This window comes from Saccharothrix sp. NBAS 001 (assembly GCF_056640475.1).
In genome coordinates this window covers 3,554,611-3,569,683 of the sequence record NZ_CM153251.1, presented here as the reverse complement: position 1 = coordinate 3,569,683, position 15,073 = coordinate 3,554,611, and the positions used below count along the sequence as shown (strand labels likewise).

The window sequence follows — 15,073 nt, the reverse complement described above, 5'->3', positions numbered from 1 at the left end:
GGTCAGGTCGCGCGACCGCGCCCCGGCGTTAGCAGGGCGGCTGGAAATCGATGCCCTGGAGGTGCTTGTCCCACTCGGTGGCGGTGATCCGGGGCGTGGCCCGGCAGGCGAGGGTCGCCGCGTCGGCGACGTCGAGGTCCCAGATGTGCGCGGTCCGGTCGGTGCTGCCGGTGGCCATGGTCCCGTCCGGGGCGAACGCCACCGAGGTCACCGCGCCCACGTGACCGGTCAGCACCGCGCGTTCGGTACGGCTGTCCACGTCCCACAGGCGCACCGTGCGATCGGTTGCGGTAGAGGCGAGGGTGCGGCCGTCGGGGCTGAACGCCACCGACAGGACCACGTCGTCGTGACCGGTCAGCACGGTGGCGGGCTGGAAGTCCCGCACGTTCCACAGCCGCACGGTGCGGTCGTCGCCGCCGGTGGCCAACAGTTGCCCGTCAGGGCTGAACGCGGTCGTCGTCACGAAGTCGCCGTGCCCGGACAGGACGGCCACCTCGACGGGCTGCCCCGGCCGGCTCACGTCCCACACGCGCACGGTCCGGTCGTCGCTGCCCGCAGCCAGCAGCCGGCCGTCCGGGCTGAACGCGACGGGTTTGACGTTGAGGGCGAACCCGCCCAGCACGGCCATCTCCGCGCCGGTCGCCGCGTCCCACAGCCGGACGGTGTGGTCCCAGCTGCCGGACGCGACGGTGCGGCCGTCCGGGCTGAACGCCACCGACCACACCGCGTCGGTGTGCCCGCGCAGCGTGGCGAGCTTCGTGCCGGACGGCAGGTCCCACAGCTGGACGGTCCGGTCGCCGCTGCCGGTGGCCACGCGGGTCCCGGCCCGGTCGAGGGCGACGGAGAAGACGGTGCCGTCGTGGCCGGTTTCCAGCACGGTGCCGGGCTCGCCCGCCGATCCCCACACCCGCACGGTCCGGTCCTTGCCGCCGGTCACGAGGTGTTTGCCGTCCGGGGTGAACAGCACCGCGTTGACGTAGTCGCGGTGTCCCGCCACGGTGGTCGCGAGCGTGCTCAGCAGCCCGTCACGGGCTTCGGGGGTGGGTGCCAGGCGGTAGGCGCTCAAGCTCAGCTGCGCGGCCAAGGCCGGGTTCGCGGTGCGCAGCCCGACGGCTTCCGCGGCGACCTTCTGCGACAGCGCGACGTTGCGCTGCGCGGTCACCGCACTGTGCGCCCGCACCGCGTAAGCGGTCGCGACCGTGCTGACGACCAGCAGCGCCACCAGCGTGGCGACCAGGTACCGCATGCGCCTGGTCCGGCGTCGCACGGTGGTCTGCTCGGCGAGTTCGAGGGCCACCCCGGCGTCCACGAACGCGCGTTCGCGGGCGGTGAGCCGGGGCAGTTCACGGGCCAGCGCGAGCCGGGTGCCCCGGTAGAGCGAGCCGGGGTCGAGGTCGTGCGCCTCCCAGGCGTCGGTCGCGTCGGTCAGCTCCCGGTGCCGGCGCAGCCCGTCGCGGTCGTCGGCCAGCCAGTCCCGCATGCGCGGCCAGCAGCGCACGAGCGCTTCGTGGGTGATCTCCACGCCGGTCCGGTCGAGCGTGACCAGCCGCGCGCGGGCCAGGTGTTCCAGCACGGGCGCGGTGTCCGGGTCGAGTTCGCCGCGGTTGAGCCGGCGCTTGGTGTCCTCGGTGCCGTCGCCGAGCGCGACCAGCCGGACGAACACGTCGCGGGTGAGCTGCCGCCGCTCGGGCGGGAGCGTGTCGTAGGCGGCCTCGGCGGTGCGCGCGATCGCGTCGGCGATGCCGCCCGCCTGCCGGTAGCCGGCGAGGGTGAGCAGGGTTCCGCGCCGACGCCGCCAGGTCTCCAGCAGGGCGTGCGAGAGCAGCGGGAGCACGCCGGGCCTGCCGACGGCGTCCGCGACGACGGCGGGCACCAACTGGTTGTCCAGCCGGTACCCGGCGGCGGCGGCCGGTCCGGTGATCACCACGCGCAGTTCGTCGGCGGTCAGCGGACCGACCGGTAACTGGCCGTCGCGCAGCACGGCCACCAGTTCCGGGTGTTGGGCGCAGTGGCCGTAGAAGTCCGCGCGCACCCCGATCACGACGTGGTGCTCCAGCAGCGCCGCCACGAACCGGGCGCGCTCGTCCTGGTCCTGGCAGAGGGTGAACAGCTCCTCGAACTGGTCGACGACCACCAGTTCGCCGGGCTGCCCGGTGATCGCGGCCAGCCGGGGCAACGGGCGGTGGCCGGGCGTGATCACGACGGTCGGCCGCGTCCCGCGCGCGTGCACGAGCCCCGCGTGCAGCAGCGACGACTTCCCGGACCCGGACGGCCCGATGACCACCACGGCCCGCCGTGTGGCCACCAGCGAGCACAGGTCGGCGACCAGGGCGTCCCGGCCGAAGAACCGGGCGGCGTCGCCCTCGCCGAAGGCCGCCAGCCCGACGTAGGGCGCGGCGTGCCGGGCCGTCCCGACGACCTCCGCCGCCACGCCCCGCCACCGGGCCTCCCACTCGTCCGGGTCGCCGCCGCACGCGCGCACGTAGGCCAGCGCCACCTCCAGCGTCGGCAGCTTGCGGCCGCCGGCGGCCTCCGCGAGCGACGACGCCGAGAAGTGCGCCCGCCCGGCCAGTTCGCGGTAGGACGGGCCGCCCGCCCGTTCCCGCAGCCGCCGCAGACCGCCCGCGAACTCGGTCAGCGCGGACCCCTCGGCGTCCAGCGGACGCTCGGCTCTCGGCACCACAACCCCCCGGCCGTTGTCGTTGCGACGATCGTCGTCGAGCCTCGGCCAACGTAGCCGCCACGGCCCGAGGGGTCCGGGGTCGCGGTCGTGCCTAGTCCTCCGCCGGGCGGGAGCGGCGGGCGTAGGCGCGGGCCGCCCGTGCGCGGTCGCCGCAGCGGGTCGAGCACCAGTGGCGGCGGCCGTGGCGCAGCAGGAAGCGGTTGCAGGGCGGGGAGCCGCACGCGGTCAGGCGCTCGGCGTCCGGGCCGGTGAGCAGGTCTGCCGCGTTGGCCGCCAGCGCGGCCAGCGCGTGGTCGAGGATCTGGTTGACCGGGTGCGGCGACGCGCGGTGCGGGCCGGTCTTCTCGTCCCACAGGAGCAGCGCGGCGGTCGGGACGCGGGTGAGCGCGTCGTTGACGGCGGCGACCGCCGTGGGCAGGGCGGGCACGCCGGCGACCCGCGCGGCGAACAGCGAGCGGACCTGTTCGCGCAGCGCGCGCAGCTGGGAGGTGCACATCTCGGCGAGGCCCGCGTGCTCGGGCGCGAGGTCGTGGTCGGCCAGCCACCGGTCGGCGGACGCGGGCGCGCCGAGCAGGTCGGTGAACCGGCCGCCGGGCAGCGCCGGCGCGCTGTTGGCGAAGTCCAGCGCCGCGTACTGCTCCGCGCCCGGCGCGGGTGGGGGTGCGGCTTCGACGTCCTCGTGCATGTGCTCATGGTAGAGCTTGCGCTCATCCGTGAGAAACACTAGCGTCTCCTCACGGATAGAAACCATCCATCCGTGAGGAGATCGAGACCCGTGACGACCACCGAGCAGTTCCCCGTCCGCGTGTTCGGCGGCCCGACCGCCCTGTTCACCTACGGCGGCCTGACCTTCCTCACCGACCCGACCTTCGACGGGCCCGGCACCTACGGGCAGGGCACCGGCCGGGAGCTGGCCAAGACCGCACCCGCCTCGGCCACCCCGGCCGAACTGGGCCGCGTCGACGTCGTCCTGCTGTCCCACGACGAGCACCCGGACAACCTCGACAACGCCGGCCGCGCCCTGCTCGCCGACGTCCCGCTCACCTTGACCACCCCCGGCGGCGGGCAGCGGCTGGGCGAGGGCGCGAAGGGCCTGGCGGACTGGGAGACCGTCGAGCTGACCCGGCCCGACGGCGGCACCGTCACCGTCACGGCGGCGCCCGCCGTGCACGGTCCCGGCACCCGCGAGGAGGTCGAGCCCGTCACCGGCCAGGTCGTCGGCTTCGTCCTGACCGCACCCGACCTGCCCACGGTCTACGTCAGCGGGGACAACGCCTCGCTCGACGTGGTTGGGCAGGTCGCCGAGCGCTTCCCCTCGGTCGACACGGCGATCCTGTTCGCCGGCGCGCCGCGCATCCCGGTCGTGTTCGACAACGCGCCGCTCGTCCTGGACAGCGCGTCGGCCGCCGAGGCCACCCGGATCCTCGGCGCGCGCCGCGTCGTCCCGGTGCACTACAACAGCTGGAGCCACTTCTCCGAAGGGCGCGAGGAGCTGGTGGCGGCGTTCACCGCCGCCGGCCTGGCCGACCGCCTCGACCTGGAGGGATGAGCCGACGGGAGCGCGGGTGGCGGCACCCCCGGGCCGCCACCCGCTCCCGGTGGTCGTGCGCCGGGCACGCGGACGGCCGCTGGCTGTACTGCCCGGTGAGGTTGGGGACGCGGCCGGCGGGTGGTTGGCCGCCCTACGGCGCGAGCAGAGCCCACGGGTCGAGTGTCGGCGCCGCCTGCTGCCCCTCCGGGCAGCTCCGGCGGCGAAGGTGTCGGCGGCCAGGCCGATGTCGGACCCTTCACAACCTCCCGGGGCAGGACGGCTGGTCGAGGTCCAACCGGGACAGCTCGCGCCGTGACCGCACGCCGAGCTTCGGGTACGCCCGGTACAGGTGGTGCTCGACCGTGCGCGGGCTGAGGAACAGCTGTGCGGCGATCTCCCGGCTCGTGCCGCCCTCCGCCGCCAACCGGATCACCTGGAGTTCCTGCGGGGTGAGGCGATCCAGCGGGTCGTCGGCGGTGGGGGCGGCGGTCGGGCCGGAGTCGCCGGTGGCGTCGAGTTCGGCCCGGGCGCGATCGCTCCACGGCTTCGCGTGCAGCCGCGAGAAGATCTCCGCCGCCGAGCGCAGCGGAACCCGCGCGTCGCTGCGGCGCTTGGCTCGGCGTAGCCACTCGCCGTAGAGCAGTTCCGTGCGCGCCCGTTCGAAAGGCCGTTCACCGGTCGAGTGCAACTCCAGGGCGTGCAGGAACTGCGCCTCGTCGTTCTCCAGCACGGCGAGGCAGCGCGCCACGACCGCCTTGGCCCAGGGCAGCCCGCCTGCCCGCGCCCACGCCGCGAACCGGCGGAAGGCGGGTTCGGCCCGGCCCGGATCGCCCAGTCGCACGGCGGCTTCGAGCTGGTCGGGCACCGCCACGATCGCCGCCGTGGTGTACCCGAGCGGGCCGCGCAGCACGGCTCCCAGTCGGTCCACAGTGGACTCGTACCGGCCCAGGCCGAGATCGAGCAGGGCGAGGGCGGCCGTGCTCGCCACACCGCCGGCGTCGGGCGGCACCTCGGTCAGCTCCCGGCACCGCCGCTCGTCGCCCTCGATCGCCGCCGTCCGGGCGAGCACCGCGTTGAGCCGGGGGAGCCGCCGGTGCGACCCGGTGTCCCGGGAGATCCGCACCGCTTCGGCCACCGACGCGGCCGCGTCCCGGTGCAGCCCGGCCGAGACCTGCGCGCCCGCGAGGTCCTGGAGCACCTGCGGCAGCACGCCGATCAGCCCCTCCCGCCGGCAGCGCGCCACCTCGGCGGACGCGAGTTCCCTGGTCGTCGCGTCGTCGCCGAGGATCATCGCGCAGTAGGTCCGGCCGGGGTCGGAACCCGGCGCCCGCGCGACGTACTCGGCCAGCAGCGGCAACCCGGTCGCGAAATCGTCGTCCACCAGCGCGGCCAGGCCCCGCACCAGCGGATCGCCGCCGGCCAGCGCGTCGTTCGCGTCGTGCACCGTCGCCCGGTCGCCGCAGAACCAGGCGTACCGCGCCGCGGTGCGCGCCATCTCCACCGCCCGCGCCGGTTCGGCGGACCGGGTGTGCGCGACGAGCAGGCGGGCGGCCTCGCGCCCGTCCCCGAGTTCGAACTCCACGGCCGCCCGCACCTGCGCCAGGCCCGCGCGCGCCTTGGCGTCCCCGGTCAGCGGCTGCGCCTGCCGGGCCAGGTCGGCGGCCTGCCGCAGGTTCCCGGCGGCCGACGCCAGCGCCGCCGCCTCCGCCAACCGCCCGGCCCGCACGCCGTCGTCGACGGTGAGCTGCGCGGCCTGCCGGTACAGCCCGGCGGACGCGGCGAACGCCGTGCGCGCCCGTGCGCGTTCGGCCGAGCGCACGATCTCGGCGGCGACCCGCTCGTCGGGGGCGGTGGTGGCCGCGGCGAGGTGCCGGACCCGGCAGTCGGCGTCCGAAGTGGACGCGGCGAGCGCCTGGTGGACCTCGACCCGGCGCGCGAGCACGGCACCCTGGTAGGCGGCCGTGCCGATCAGCGGGTGCCGGAAGGTGATCGTCGTCCCGACGACGTCGAGCAGTCGCGCCGTCTCGGCCTGCGCCAGGTCGGCCAGGCCCACGCCGAGGAGGTCGGCGGCACCGAGCAGCGTCGGCAGGTGCCCGCGTCCCTCGGCCGCGGCGAGCAGCATCATCAGCCGGGTCCGCTCGGGCAGCGCGCCGATCTGCGCGCGGAAGCCGGCCAGCACGCGCTCGGCCACCGGCAGCGGCCCGGCGGCGACGTGGTGCTCCTGTTGGGCGGCGGCGAATTCGAGCAGCGCCAGCGGGTTGCCCGCCGACTCCGCGATCACCTGCGCCGGGGACGGCGGTGCCGGCCCGCGCTCGGCGAGCAGGCGCGCGGCGTCCGCCGCGTCGAGCCGGGCCGGGCGCAGCTCCGGCAGGTCCGGCGCGGCGAAACCGGTGTCCCGCGCGCCGAACAGCACGGCGACGCGTTCCGCGGCCAGCCGCCGGGCCGCGAACAGCAACGCGTCGGCGGTCGCGCGGTCGAGCCAGTGCGCGTCGTCCACCAGGCACAGCACCGGGCCGTCCTCGGCGACGTCGGCGAGCAGCGTGAGCACGGCGAGCCCGGACACGAACCGGTCCTGCCCGCCGGTGCGGCCCGGGTCCAGCACCGCGCGCAACGCCTCCGCCTGCGGGCCGGGCAGCGCGGCGAGCCGGTCCTGCACCGGCCACAGCAACTGGACCAGACCGCCGAACGCGAGATCGGCCTCGGCCTCGATCCCGCGCACCCACAGCACCCGCAGCCCGGTGGCGGCGTCGGCCGCCCACCTCAGCAGCGCGGACTTCCCGATGCCCGCTTCCCCGCGCAGCACCAGCGCGCCGCTGCGACCGGCCCGGGCCGCCGCGAGCAGCGCCTCGACCGCCGCCTGCTCGCCGGCCCTGCCGTACAACACGCCGGCCCCCCGTGACCGTGAGTGAGGTACGTAGGCCGAATCCCAGTACCCCGGTACCGAAACCCTACCGATTCGGCGCGGGCCCGCCCGGACCACGCTGAACGGCATGAACGCGCTGCCCCTCCCGCTCGACCCGGGTCTCCCGACCCCGCCGGACCCCCTGACGACGACGGGCGGCACCCGGTGAGCGCCCGGATCCCGGGGCCGTGGCTGGCCCTGCTGGCCGGTCCGCTCTCGTTCGGCATCGCCGGGCCGTCCCTGGTCCTGCCGGACGCGGCCGCCGCGCTCGGCACCGGGACCGCCGCGGTGACGTGGATCGTGACGGCGTTCGGCTGGGGCATCGCCGTCGGCACCCCGCTGCTCGCCGGGTTGCAGAGCCACCGGGGCGTCCGGGCCGCGCTGCTCACCTGCACCGCGCTGGTGCTGACGGGCGCGGTCGCGGTGGCGACGGTCGCGTGGCTGCCCGTCCTGATCGCGGGCAGCGCGTTGCAGGGGCTCGGCACCGCCGGGTTCACCACGACCGCCATGAGCCTCGCCGGCTCGGCGCGGGCGATGGGCCTGGTCACGTCCTCGCTCGCGGTGGTCGGCTCGGCGTCGCCGCTGATCGGCGACCTGGTCGGCGACGCGCTGGGCTGGCAGTTCGCGCCGGCGCTGCCCGCGCTCAGCCTGCTCGCCGTGCCGGCGGTGCTGCGGTCGGCCCCCGGGGCACCGCTCGCGCCGGCGCGTTTCGACCCCGTCGGCGCGGTCCTGGTGACCGCGCTGGTCACCGCGCTGGTGTTCGTGCCGCACGCCTGGCTGCCCGCCGGCGTCGCGGTCGTCGTCATCGTGGTTCTGCTGGCCGCGAACCTGCGGTCGCGGCCGGACGGGTTCGTGCCCCTCGCACTGCTGCGGACGCCGGTGTTCCTGCTCGCGTCCGGACTGGCGTTCGCGCTGGCGGTGGTCAACTTCGGGCTGATGTACGTGCTCCCGCCGCGACTGACCGGGGATTCCGGTTGGACCAGCGGCGAAGTCGGGTTCGCCATCCTGTGGCCGCTGCTGTTCGGCGGACTGGTGTCCTACGTGGTGGTCGCCGTGACGGCGAGGACGCCGTTCCGCGCGGTGGTGGTGTTGTTCCCGGCGCTCGCCGCCATCGCGCTGGTGCTCACCGGCACGAGCGTCGCCCCGGCCGTGCTGCTGGTCGCGCAGGCTTCGGCGTCCCTCGCGGCGGCCTCGGGCCAGGGCGTCTACGCCGTCCGCGCCGTCGACGCCGCCCGCTCGCACCGCCCGGCGGCGATGGGCCTGTTCAACCTCACCTACCTGCTGGGGGCCGCGTTCGGCCCCGCGATCGCCGCGCTCCTCTGAGGACTCCGCGCCTTGACCTCCACTCCAGTCGAGAGTCCACCATGGCCTGGACGAAGGGAAATCGAAGATGACCGTCTTGGTAACGGGGGCCACCGGGAACACCGGCCGCCACGTTGTTTCCGGACTCCTGCGCCGAGGTGAGCGCGTGCGCGCCCTCACCCGCGACCCCGCCTCCGCCCGTTCGAGACTTCCCGCGGGCGTGGAACTGGTCGAGGGCACGCACACCGCGCCCGCGACCTTGGCCGACGCGCTCGACGGCGTCACCCGGCTGCACATCACCGTGACGGCCGGGCTCGCCGACGTCGGCGCCGAACTGGTCGAACGCGCCGTCGACGCGGGGGTGCGCCGGATGACCGTCGTGTGGGGCGGGTACGTGGGGCCCGTCGAACAGGCCATGGCCGAGTCCGGGGTGCAGTGGACTCGGCTGGAGCCGCAGGAGTTCATGTCCAACGCGCTGACGTGGGTCGACTCGATCCGCGCCGAGGGCGTGGTCCGCGAGCCCTACGACCTGCCCGCCGCGGTGGTGCACGAGGCCGACATCGGCGCGGTCGCGGTCACCGCGCTGCTGGAGGACGGGCATTCGGGCCAGGCGTACAACCTCACCGGGCCGGAGACGTTCACCACGCGGGAGCGGATCGCGATCCTCGCCGAAGCCCTCCGCCGGGACATCGCGTTCGTCGAGCTGACCCACGAGCAGGCGGTCAAGCGCCTGCTGGACGACGGGGTCTCCCTCCAGGACGCCGAGTACGTCGTGGGCTGGCACGCCGACCCGCCCGCCGAGGCGAGCCGCGTGGTGGACACCGTCGAGCGGGTGACCGGCCGCCCGGCCCGCACGTTCGCGCAGTGGGTGGCCGAGCACGCCGACCGCTTCTGAGCCGACCGCCGCCCGGTCAGCCGGACTCCAGGCGCTTGGCCAGCAGGCGCGGCGTCGGGTGCTCGAAGACGTCGCGGACGGTGATGCGGGTGGCGGTCCGCTGGTGCAGGCGGGAGATCAGGCGGACGGCCAGCAGCGAGTCGCCGCCCAGCTCGAAGTAGGACGAGTCCGGGTCCGTCGGCGCGCCCAGGACTTCCTGGTAGGCGGCGGTGACCAGGTCGACGGTCGTGCCGTCGTCGTCGCGCGCGGCGACGGTGTCCGGGCGGTAGAGGTCGTGCAGCGCGGACCGGTCCACCTTGCCGGTCGCGGTCAGGGGGAGGGCGGCGCGCCGCGCCACGCGGTGGGGGAGCAGGGCAGGGGGCAGGTGGGCGCGCAGGTGCGCGATCACCTCGTCGGGTGCGGCCGGGGTGGTCTCGGAGGGGACGTAGACGCCGATCAGGTTCGGGTGCTCGTCGCCGACCGCGAAGACCGCCACCGCCGCCACGCCGGGGCAGCGCATCATGGCCCGTTCCACCTCGGCGGGTTCCACGCGCACGCCCCGGATCTTCACCTGCCGGTCGACCCGGCCGACGAAGGTCAGCCCGCCGGGACCGGTCCGCACCAGGTCGCCGGTCCGGTACAGGCGTCCGCGCGGGCTCGGCACGAACCGGTCGGCGGTCAGGTCCGGGCGGTCGTGGTAGCCCCAGGCGACGGTGGGGCCGCCGATGCGGAGTTCGGCGGTGTCGTTGTCCCGCGGCGTCAGCACTTCCTCGATGTGCGGCAAGGAGTGGCCGATCGGGACCACGTCGTCGTCGTGCAGGGCCCGGCCCACGGCACCGCCGATGTCCGCGGCGTGCGTGACCATGACGGTCTCGGTCTGGCCGTAGGCGTTGATCAGCTCCGCGTCGACGCGTTCGCACCACTGCCGCACGGTGCGGGCACGCGCCTCCTCGCCGCCGATCACCACCAGCCGCAGGCACGGCGGCGGGGTCGTGCCGGTGGTGAGGACGTGGTCGGCCATCTCGTTCCACAGCGCGGTCGCCAGGTTGATCACGGTGACCCGGCGCTCGGCCACGACCGCGAACAGGGTGTCGATGGACGCCTGCGCGGTCCGCTCGTCGGTGACCACGGCGGCACCGCCGAACAGGGTCGGGTAGATCTCTTCGCCGCTGGTGTCCCAGATGAGCGACGTCAGGTTCAGCACGCGGTCGGACGGGACGATCCCGTAGCGGGCCCGTAGTGACGTCCCGGCGGCCAGCACCGCGCGGTGGGGCACCAGGACGCCCTTCGGGGCACCGGTGGACCCGGAGGTGTACATCAGGTACGCCAGGTCCTGCGGTCCGGTCGTCGCGCCGCCCGTGCCGGACAGGTCTTCGAACGGCAGGGCGGGCACGCCCAGGTCCGGCAGCGCCGCCAGGGACGCCGCGCGGCCGAGCACGGCGGTCGCGCCGGCCGCCGCTACGGCCGAACGAAGTCGGCTCGGCGGGTCCGCCGGGGACAGCGGCAGGTACGCGCCGCCCGCGTGCAGGACGCCCAGCGCGCCGGCGACGGTGGTCCAGTGGCGTTCGGCCAGCACGGCCACCCGCGCGCCGCGCGGCAGCGGACCCAGGCCGCCCGCGATCCGGTCGAGTTCGGACACCAGGCCGCGGAAGGTCAGCTCGCGGTCGCGGTCGACCAGGGCGAGGGCGTCGGGGGTGGCGGCGGCGACGCGGGCGAGTTCGGCGGTGATGCTCACCGGGCGTCCTCCAGGTGGGTGCGCAGGGCCGTCAGGTACTCGCCGGCCAGCGCTTCGATCGTGGCGTGGTCGAACAGGTCGGCGGCGTACTGGGCGAACCCGGTCAGCCCGGCGCCGTCCCAGGCCAGCTCCAGCTCCAGCTCGAACTCGCTCGTGCGGCCGGGCAGCGGGAGCGGTGTCGCGTCGACTCCGGGGAGCCGCAGGTCGTCCTCGGCGAAGTCCTGCACGGTGAACACCGCCTGGAACAGCGGGGTGCGCGACAGGTCGCGTGGTGGGGCCACCGCCGTCACCACGTCCTGGAACGGCACGTCGCCGTCGTCGTAGGCGTCGAACGCGACCGAGCGCACGCGGCGCAGCAGCTCCGGGAACCCGGGCGCGCCGGAGAGGTCCACGCGCATCACCACGGTGTTGGTGAACAGTCCGATCATCGACTCTTCGTCCGGGCTCTCCCGACCGGACAGCGGCACGCCCACGGAGAGGTCCTGCTGCCCGCCGCGCTGTGCCAGCACGGCGAAGAAGTTGGCCAGCAGCACCATGAACAGGGTCGCGCCGTGCCGCCGCGCGTAGTCGCGGGCCTGTGCCACGAGTCCGGGTTCGACGGTCATCGGCACGCGCCCGCCCTCGGCCGACCGGATGCGGGGGCGGGGCCGGTCGGTCGGCAGGTCCAGCGGGGGCGCGCCGCGCAGCCGCTGCCGCCAGCGGTCCAGGGCGGCGGGGTCCGGTGGTCGGGTGAGCCGCTGTTCGACCACGTCGAGGTAGCCCAGCGGCAGCGCGGGCGGTTCGTCGCCCCGGTAGAAAGCGGCCAGGTCGGCGCAGAACACCGGCAGCGACAGGCCGTCCGCGCACAGGTGGTGCAGCGCGGCGGAAAAGATGTGATCATCGGGTGCCAATCGGATCAGCAGCACCCGGAACGGATCTTCGGTGTCCAGCCGGAATGGCCGCTCCAGGTGCGCGGCGATTGCGCGGTCCGCCGCTGCGGCCGGGTCCGAATGTCCCGCCAAATCAACCCGATCGGGGGATATGGGGGCTGCGGACAACACGCGCTGTCGCGGTTCGTCGGCGATCGGACCGATCCGGGTGCGCAAAGTTTCATGCCGTCGGGTCAATGCCGACAACGCGCCGTCGAGCCGGTCGGCGGCCAGTGGTCCGCGCAGCCGGTGCGCGAACGTGATGTGATAGAGGCTGGACGGCCCGGTGAATTGTTCGGTGAACCAGATGCCGTGCTGGGCCGGGGACAGCGGCGCGATCCGTTCGGTGCTCCGGACAGCCTCGTTCGGCACGTGATCCCCCCGAATAGCCGGTATGCGGATTACCGATGTGATTGCGTGGTGAGCACCTTGTCCACGAACTGGCCGATGTTGCCGATCATCCGGGCGATGCGCTCGTCCTCGCCGATCGTCTCCGCCGGTTGCGGCACGGCCGGCTTGCGCCTGCGCCGGACGTAGGCGGAGCAGGCCAGGTCGGCGCACGCGTAGGTGCCGATCGTGTCGCCGTTGCGGCCCGCCGCACCGGCCTTCGGGGCGGCGAACAGCGCCACGTCCGACACGGCGTGCGTGGTCAGGCAGAACGCGCACACCGACTTGCGGAACGTCCCCGCGCGCGGGGGGTTCGCGCGCAGCGCCAGGCCCACGATCCCGTCGCCGCGCGGCAGCACGAGGTAGGCGTTGTTGACCGCGCGCGGATCGGTCCACCCCAGGAAATCGGTGACCGCCCAGTCGGTCGTCGCGAAGTCCGCGGGCAGCGACAGTTTTTTCGTCTCGCCCTTGGAACAGTTGACGAACGACTTTCGTATTTCTTCCGGATCGGCCGGGCGCACGCCTTTACCCCCGAATTTCGCACACGTCACGTCCTGGCCAGTATGCATGACGCGCCCCGTCGGTCAAACATCCGAAAGTAGTGTGTCTTCGGGTACACGGTCCCCCGGACCTGCGCAAGAGTGCGTTGGGGTGCAACCCGGGCGGGGGTCGGAGGTGATTGCGGGGCGTCGGACCCTGTGCTAGGAAGTGATCGGCCGCAGTTGTCGTAAATCGGCGTGGCGGCTGCTGGGCAGGGACCGTCCGGTCGGTGCGGAATCCGCGCCGGCTGATCACATTGTCGGCATCCGGGAAGGCGCGCCACCGACCGGCCCGCCGCGGTCGTGGTGCACGACCGACTTGATCGCGTCTGGGGAGACTTGATCGTGCCTGGGGAATGGAACGACACCGATTCGCCCTTTCCGGCCGGGCGGGGGCTGCACGAACTCGTGGCGGACCGGGTGCGGGACCGCGGCGACCGGCCGGCCGTCGTGCACGGCGCGGCCGAGCTGACCTACGCGCAGCTCGACGCCCGCGCCAACGGCCTGGCGCACCGGCTGGTCGAGTCCGGCGTCGCCGTGGACGACGTGGTCGGGTTGTGCGTCGACCGCTCGTTCGGGATGGTCGTCGGCCTGCTCGCGATCCTCAAGGCCGGCGCGGCCTACCTGCCGCTGGACCCCGAACTGCCGCCCGGCCGGATCGCGCAGATCACCGCCGGCGCGAACGCCCGCGTGTGCGTGGCCGACGACGGCTACCGCGCCCTGCTGCCCGCCGACGTGACGGCCCTCCCGCCCGAGGCACGCCCCGAGCCGGCCGGTCCCGATCGCGGCGCGTGCGGGGACAACCTCGTCTCGGTCTACTTCACCTCCGGCTCGACCGGCGTGCCCAAGGGGGTGGCGAGCACGCACGACGGCTGGGTGAACCGGATGACGTGGTCGCAGCGCACCCACCGGCTGCGGCCCGAGGACGCGGTGCTGCACAAGACGACCCTGACGTTCGACGACGCCGCGCTGGAACTGTTGTGGCCGTTGACGGTCGGCGCGCGGGTGGCGCTGCTGGACCCCGGCGCGCACCGCGACCCGAGGGCGATCCTGGACGCCCTCCAGGCGTACCGCTCGGTCTACCTCCAGGTCGTGCCGAGCATGCTGACGATGCTGCTGGACGAGATCGAGTCGGGCCCCGTCCGCGACCTGTCGGCGCTGCGGGACGTCACCTCCAGCGGCGAGGCGCTGCCCGCCACGACGGTGGCGCGCTTCCTCGCGCTGCTGCCGGGCGTGCGGCTGCACAACACGTGGGGCGCGACCGAGGTGTCCATCGACTCGACCAACCACACCTGCGGCCCGGCCGACACCGCCGCCACCGGGCCGGTCTCGGTGGGCCTGCCGATGCACAACAACCGGGTGTACGTGCTCGACGCCGATCTGCGCGAACTCCCCGTCGGGGCGGTGGGCGAGCTGTACATCGGGGGGCTGGGCCTGGCTCGCGGCTACACCGGCGACCCGGTGGCGACCGCGAAGGCGTTCGGCCCGGACCCGTTCACGCCGGGGCAGCGCGTGTACCGCACCGGGGACCGGGGCCTGCGCCGTCCGGACGGGACGGTCGAGTTCGTCGGCCGCGACGACCACCAGGTCAAGATCCGGGGGATGCGGGTCGAACTCGGCGAGGTCGAGTCGGCGCTGCGCCGCGCCCCGCTCGTGCGCGACGCCGTGGTGCTGCTGCGCCGCATCGGGGAGGCGGACCAGCTCGTCGGCTACGCCACGCCCGCCGATCCCGCGCGGCCCCCCGACCCGGCGGCGCTGCGGGACCTGGCGGCGCAGTGGCTGCCCGGCCACATGGTGCCCTCCGCGGTGCTCGTGCTCGACGCGTTCCCGCTCAACAGCAACGGCAAGGTCGACCGCTCGGCGTTGCCCGAACCGGACCGCGACCGCGCGGGCGACGCCGCCTACGTGCCCTGCGAGGGCCCGGCCCAGGAGGCGATCGCCGCGATGTGGCGCGAGCTGCTGGGCGTGCGGGTGGTCGGGGCCGACGACGACTTCTTCGACCTCGGCGGGCACTCGCTGCTGGCCACCCGGCTGTCCGCGCGCGTCCGGCAGCGCTTCGGCGTGGACCTGTCGGTGCGCACGGTGTTCAGCCGCCCCACGGTCGCCGAACTGGCCGAGGAGGTCGAGGCCCTGCTCGTGGCCCGGATCGACGACATGTCCGCCGAAGAGGTCGCGGCCCTGCTCGGGCCCGCCGACCGCCCGACACCGTGAG

General features: G+C 74.7%; 10 protein-coding genes and 1 pseudogene. 4 read left to right on the top strand and 7 right to left on the bottom strand.

What is annotated here, in order from left to right; genetic code table 11:
* Positions 1–28 precede the first annotated feature (28 nt).
* Together AC0HI0_RS15100 and AC0HI0_RS15095 are read right to left on the bottom strand one after the other, a co-directional pair.
* Positions 29–2,680 (bottom strand): nSTAND1 domain-containing NTPase, encoded by a 2,652-nt coding sequence (locus tag AC0HI0_RS15100; RefSeq protein ID WP_480932979.1) that lies wholly within the window; start codon positions 2,678–2,680, stop codon positions 29–31.
* Positions 2,681–2,774: 94 nt separating this feature from the next.
* Positions 2,775–3,407 carry a CGNR zinc finger domain-containing protein gene (locus tag AC0HI0_RS15095; RefSeq protein WP_480932978.1) on the bottom strand — a complete coding sequence of 211 codons (633 nt, stop codon included), beginning with the start codon at positions 3,405–3,407 and terminating at the stop codon, positions 2,775–2,777.
* A gap of 51 nt (positions 3,408–3,458) precedes the next feature.
* Here AC0HI0_RS15095 and AC0HI0_RS15090 point away from each other — a divergent pair, with 51 nt between their 5' ends.
* Positions 3,459–4,232, top strand: coding sequence for an MBL fold metallo-hydrolase (locus AC0HI0_RS15090; protein WP_480932977.1), 774 nt, complete (start codon positions 3,459–3,461; stop codon positions 4,230–4,232).
* Between the two features lie 238 nt (positions 4,233–4,470).
* On the opposite strand, the gene AC0HI0_RS15085 is transcribed toward AC0HI0_RS15090, so the two are convergent.
* Complete coding sequence (locus tag AC0HI0_RS15085) at positions 4,471–7,098, bottom strand: helix-turn-helix transcriptional regulator (RefSeq protein WP_480932976.1); 2,628 nt, start codon at positions 7,096–7,098, stop codon at positions 4,471–4,473.
* A gap of 183 nt (positions 7,099–7,281) precedes the next feature.
* Between AC0HI0_RS15085 and AC0HI0_RS15080 the strand changes: the two genes are divergently transcribed.
* The gene (locus AC0HI0_RS15080) at positions 7,282–8,439 is read left to right on the top strand and encodes an MFS transporter (RefSeq protein WP_480932975.1); all 1,158 of its coding nucleotides are present in this window, start codon (positions 7,282–7,284) and stop codon (positions 8,437–8,439) included.
* A 67-nt stretch (positions 8,440–8,506) separates the two neighbouring features.
* The gene (locus AC0HI0_RS15075) at positions 8,507–9,313 is read left to right on the top strand and encodes an NmrA family NAD(P)-binding protein (RefSeq protein ID WP_480932974.1); all 807 of its coding nucleotides are present in this window, start codon (positions 8,507–8,509) and stop codon (positions 9,311–9,313) included.
* Positions 9,314–9,329: 16 nt separating this feature from the next.
* Here the strand turns inward: AC0HI0_RS15075 and AC0HI0_RS15070 are convergent, their stop codons facing one another.
* From AC0HI0_RS15070 to AC0HI0_RS15055, 4 genes and pseudogenes are all read right to left on the bottom strand, one after another.
* The gene (locus tag AC0HI0_RS15070; protein WP_480934304.1) at positions 9,330–9,827 is read right to left on the bottom strand and encodes a phosphopantetheine-binding protein; all 498 of its coding nucleotides are present in this window, start codon (positions 9,825–9,827) and stop codon (positions 9,330–9,332) included.
* Positions 9,828–9,998: 171 nt separating this feature from the next.
* A pseudogene (locus AC0HI0_RS15065) lies at positions 9,999–11,027 on the bottom strand (AMP-binding protein); the annotation flags it as partial.
* Positions 11,024–12,307: a condensation domain-containing protein gene (locus AC0HI0_RS15060; protein WP_480932973.1), complete on the bottom strand. Its 1,284-nt coding sequence runs from the start codon at positions 12,305–12,307 to the stop codon at positions 11,024–11,026. The pseudogene AC0HI0_RS15065 and the gene AC0HI0_RS15060, both read right to left, overlap by 4 nt.
* A 29-nt stretch (positions 12,308–12,336) precedes the next feature.
* The gene (locus AC0HI0_RS15055) at positions 12,337–12,843 is read right to left on the bottom strand and encodes an FBP domain-containing protein (RefSeq protein ID WP_480932972.1); all 507 of its coding nucleotides are present in this window, start codon (positions 12,841–12,843) and stop codon (positions 12,337–12,339) included.
* A gap of 363 nt (positions 12,844–13,206) precedes the next feature.
* Here AC0HI0_RS15055 and AC0HI0_RS15050 point away from each other — a divergent pair, with 363 nt between their 5' ends.
* Positions 13,207–15,072 (top strand): non-ribosomal peptide synthetase, encoded by a 1,866-nt coding sequence (locus AC0HI0_RS15050; protein ID WP_480932971.1) that lies wholly within the window; start codon positions 13,207–13,209, stop codon positions 15,070–15,072.
* The last annotated feature ends 1 nt before the right edge of the window (position 15,073 follow it).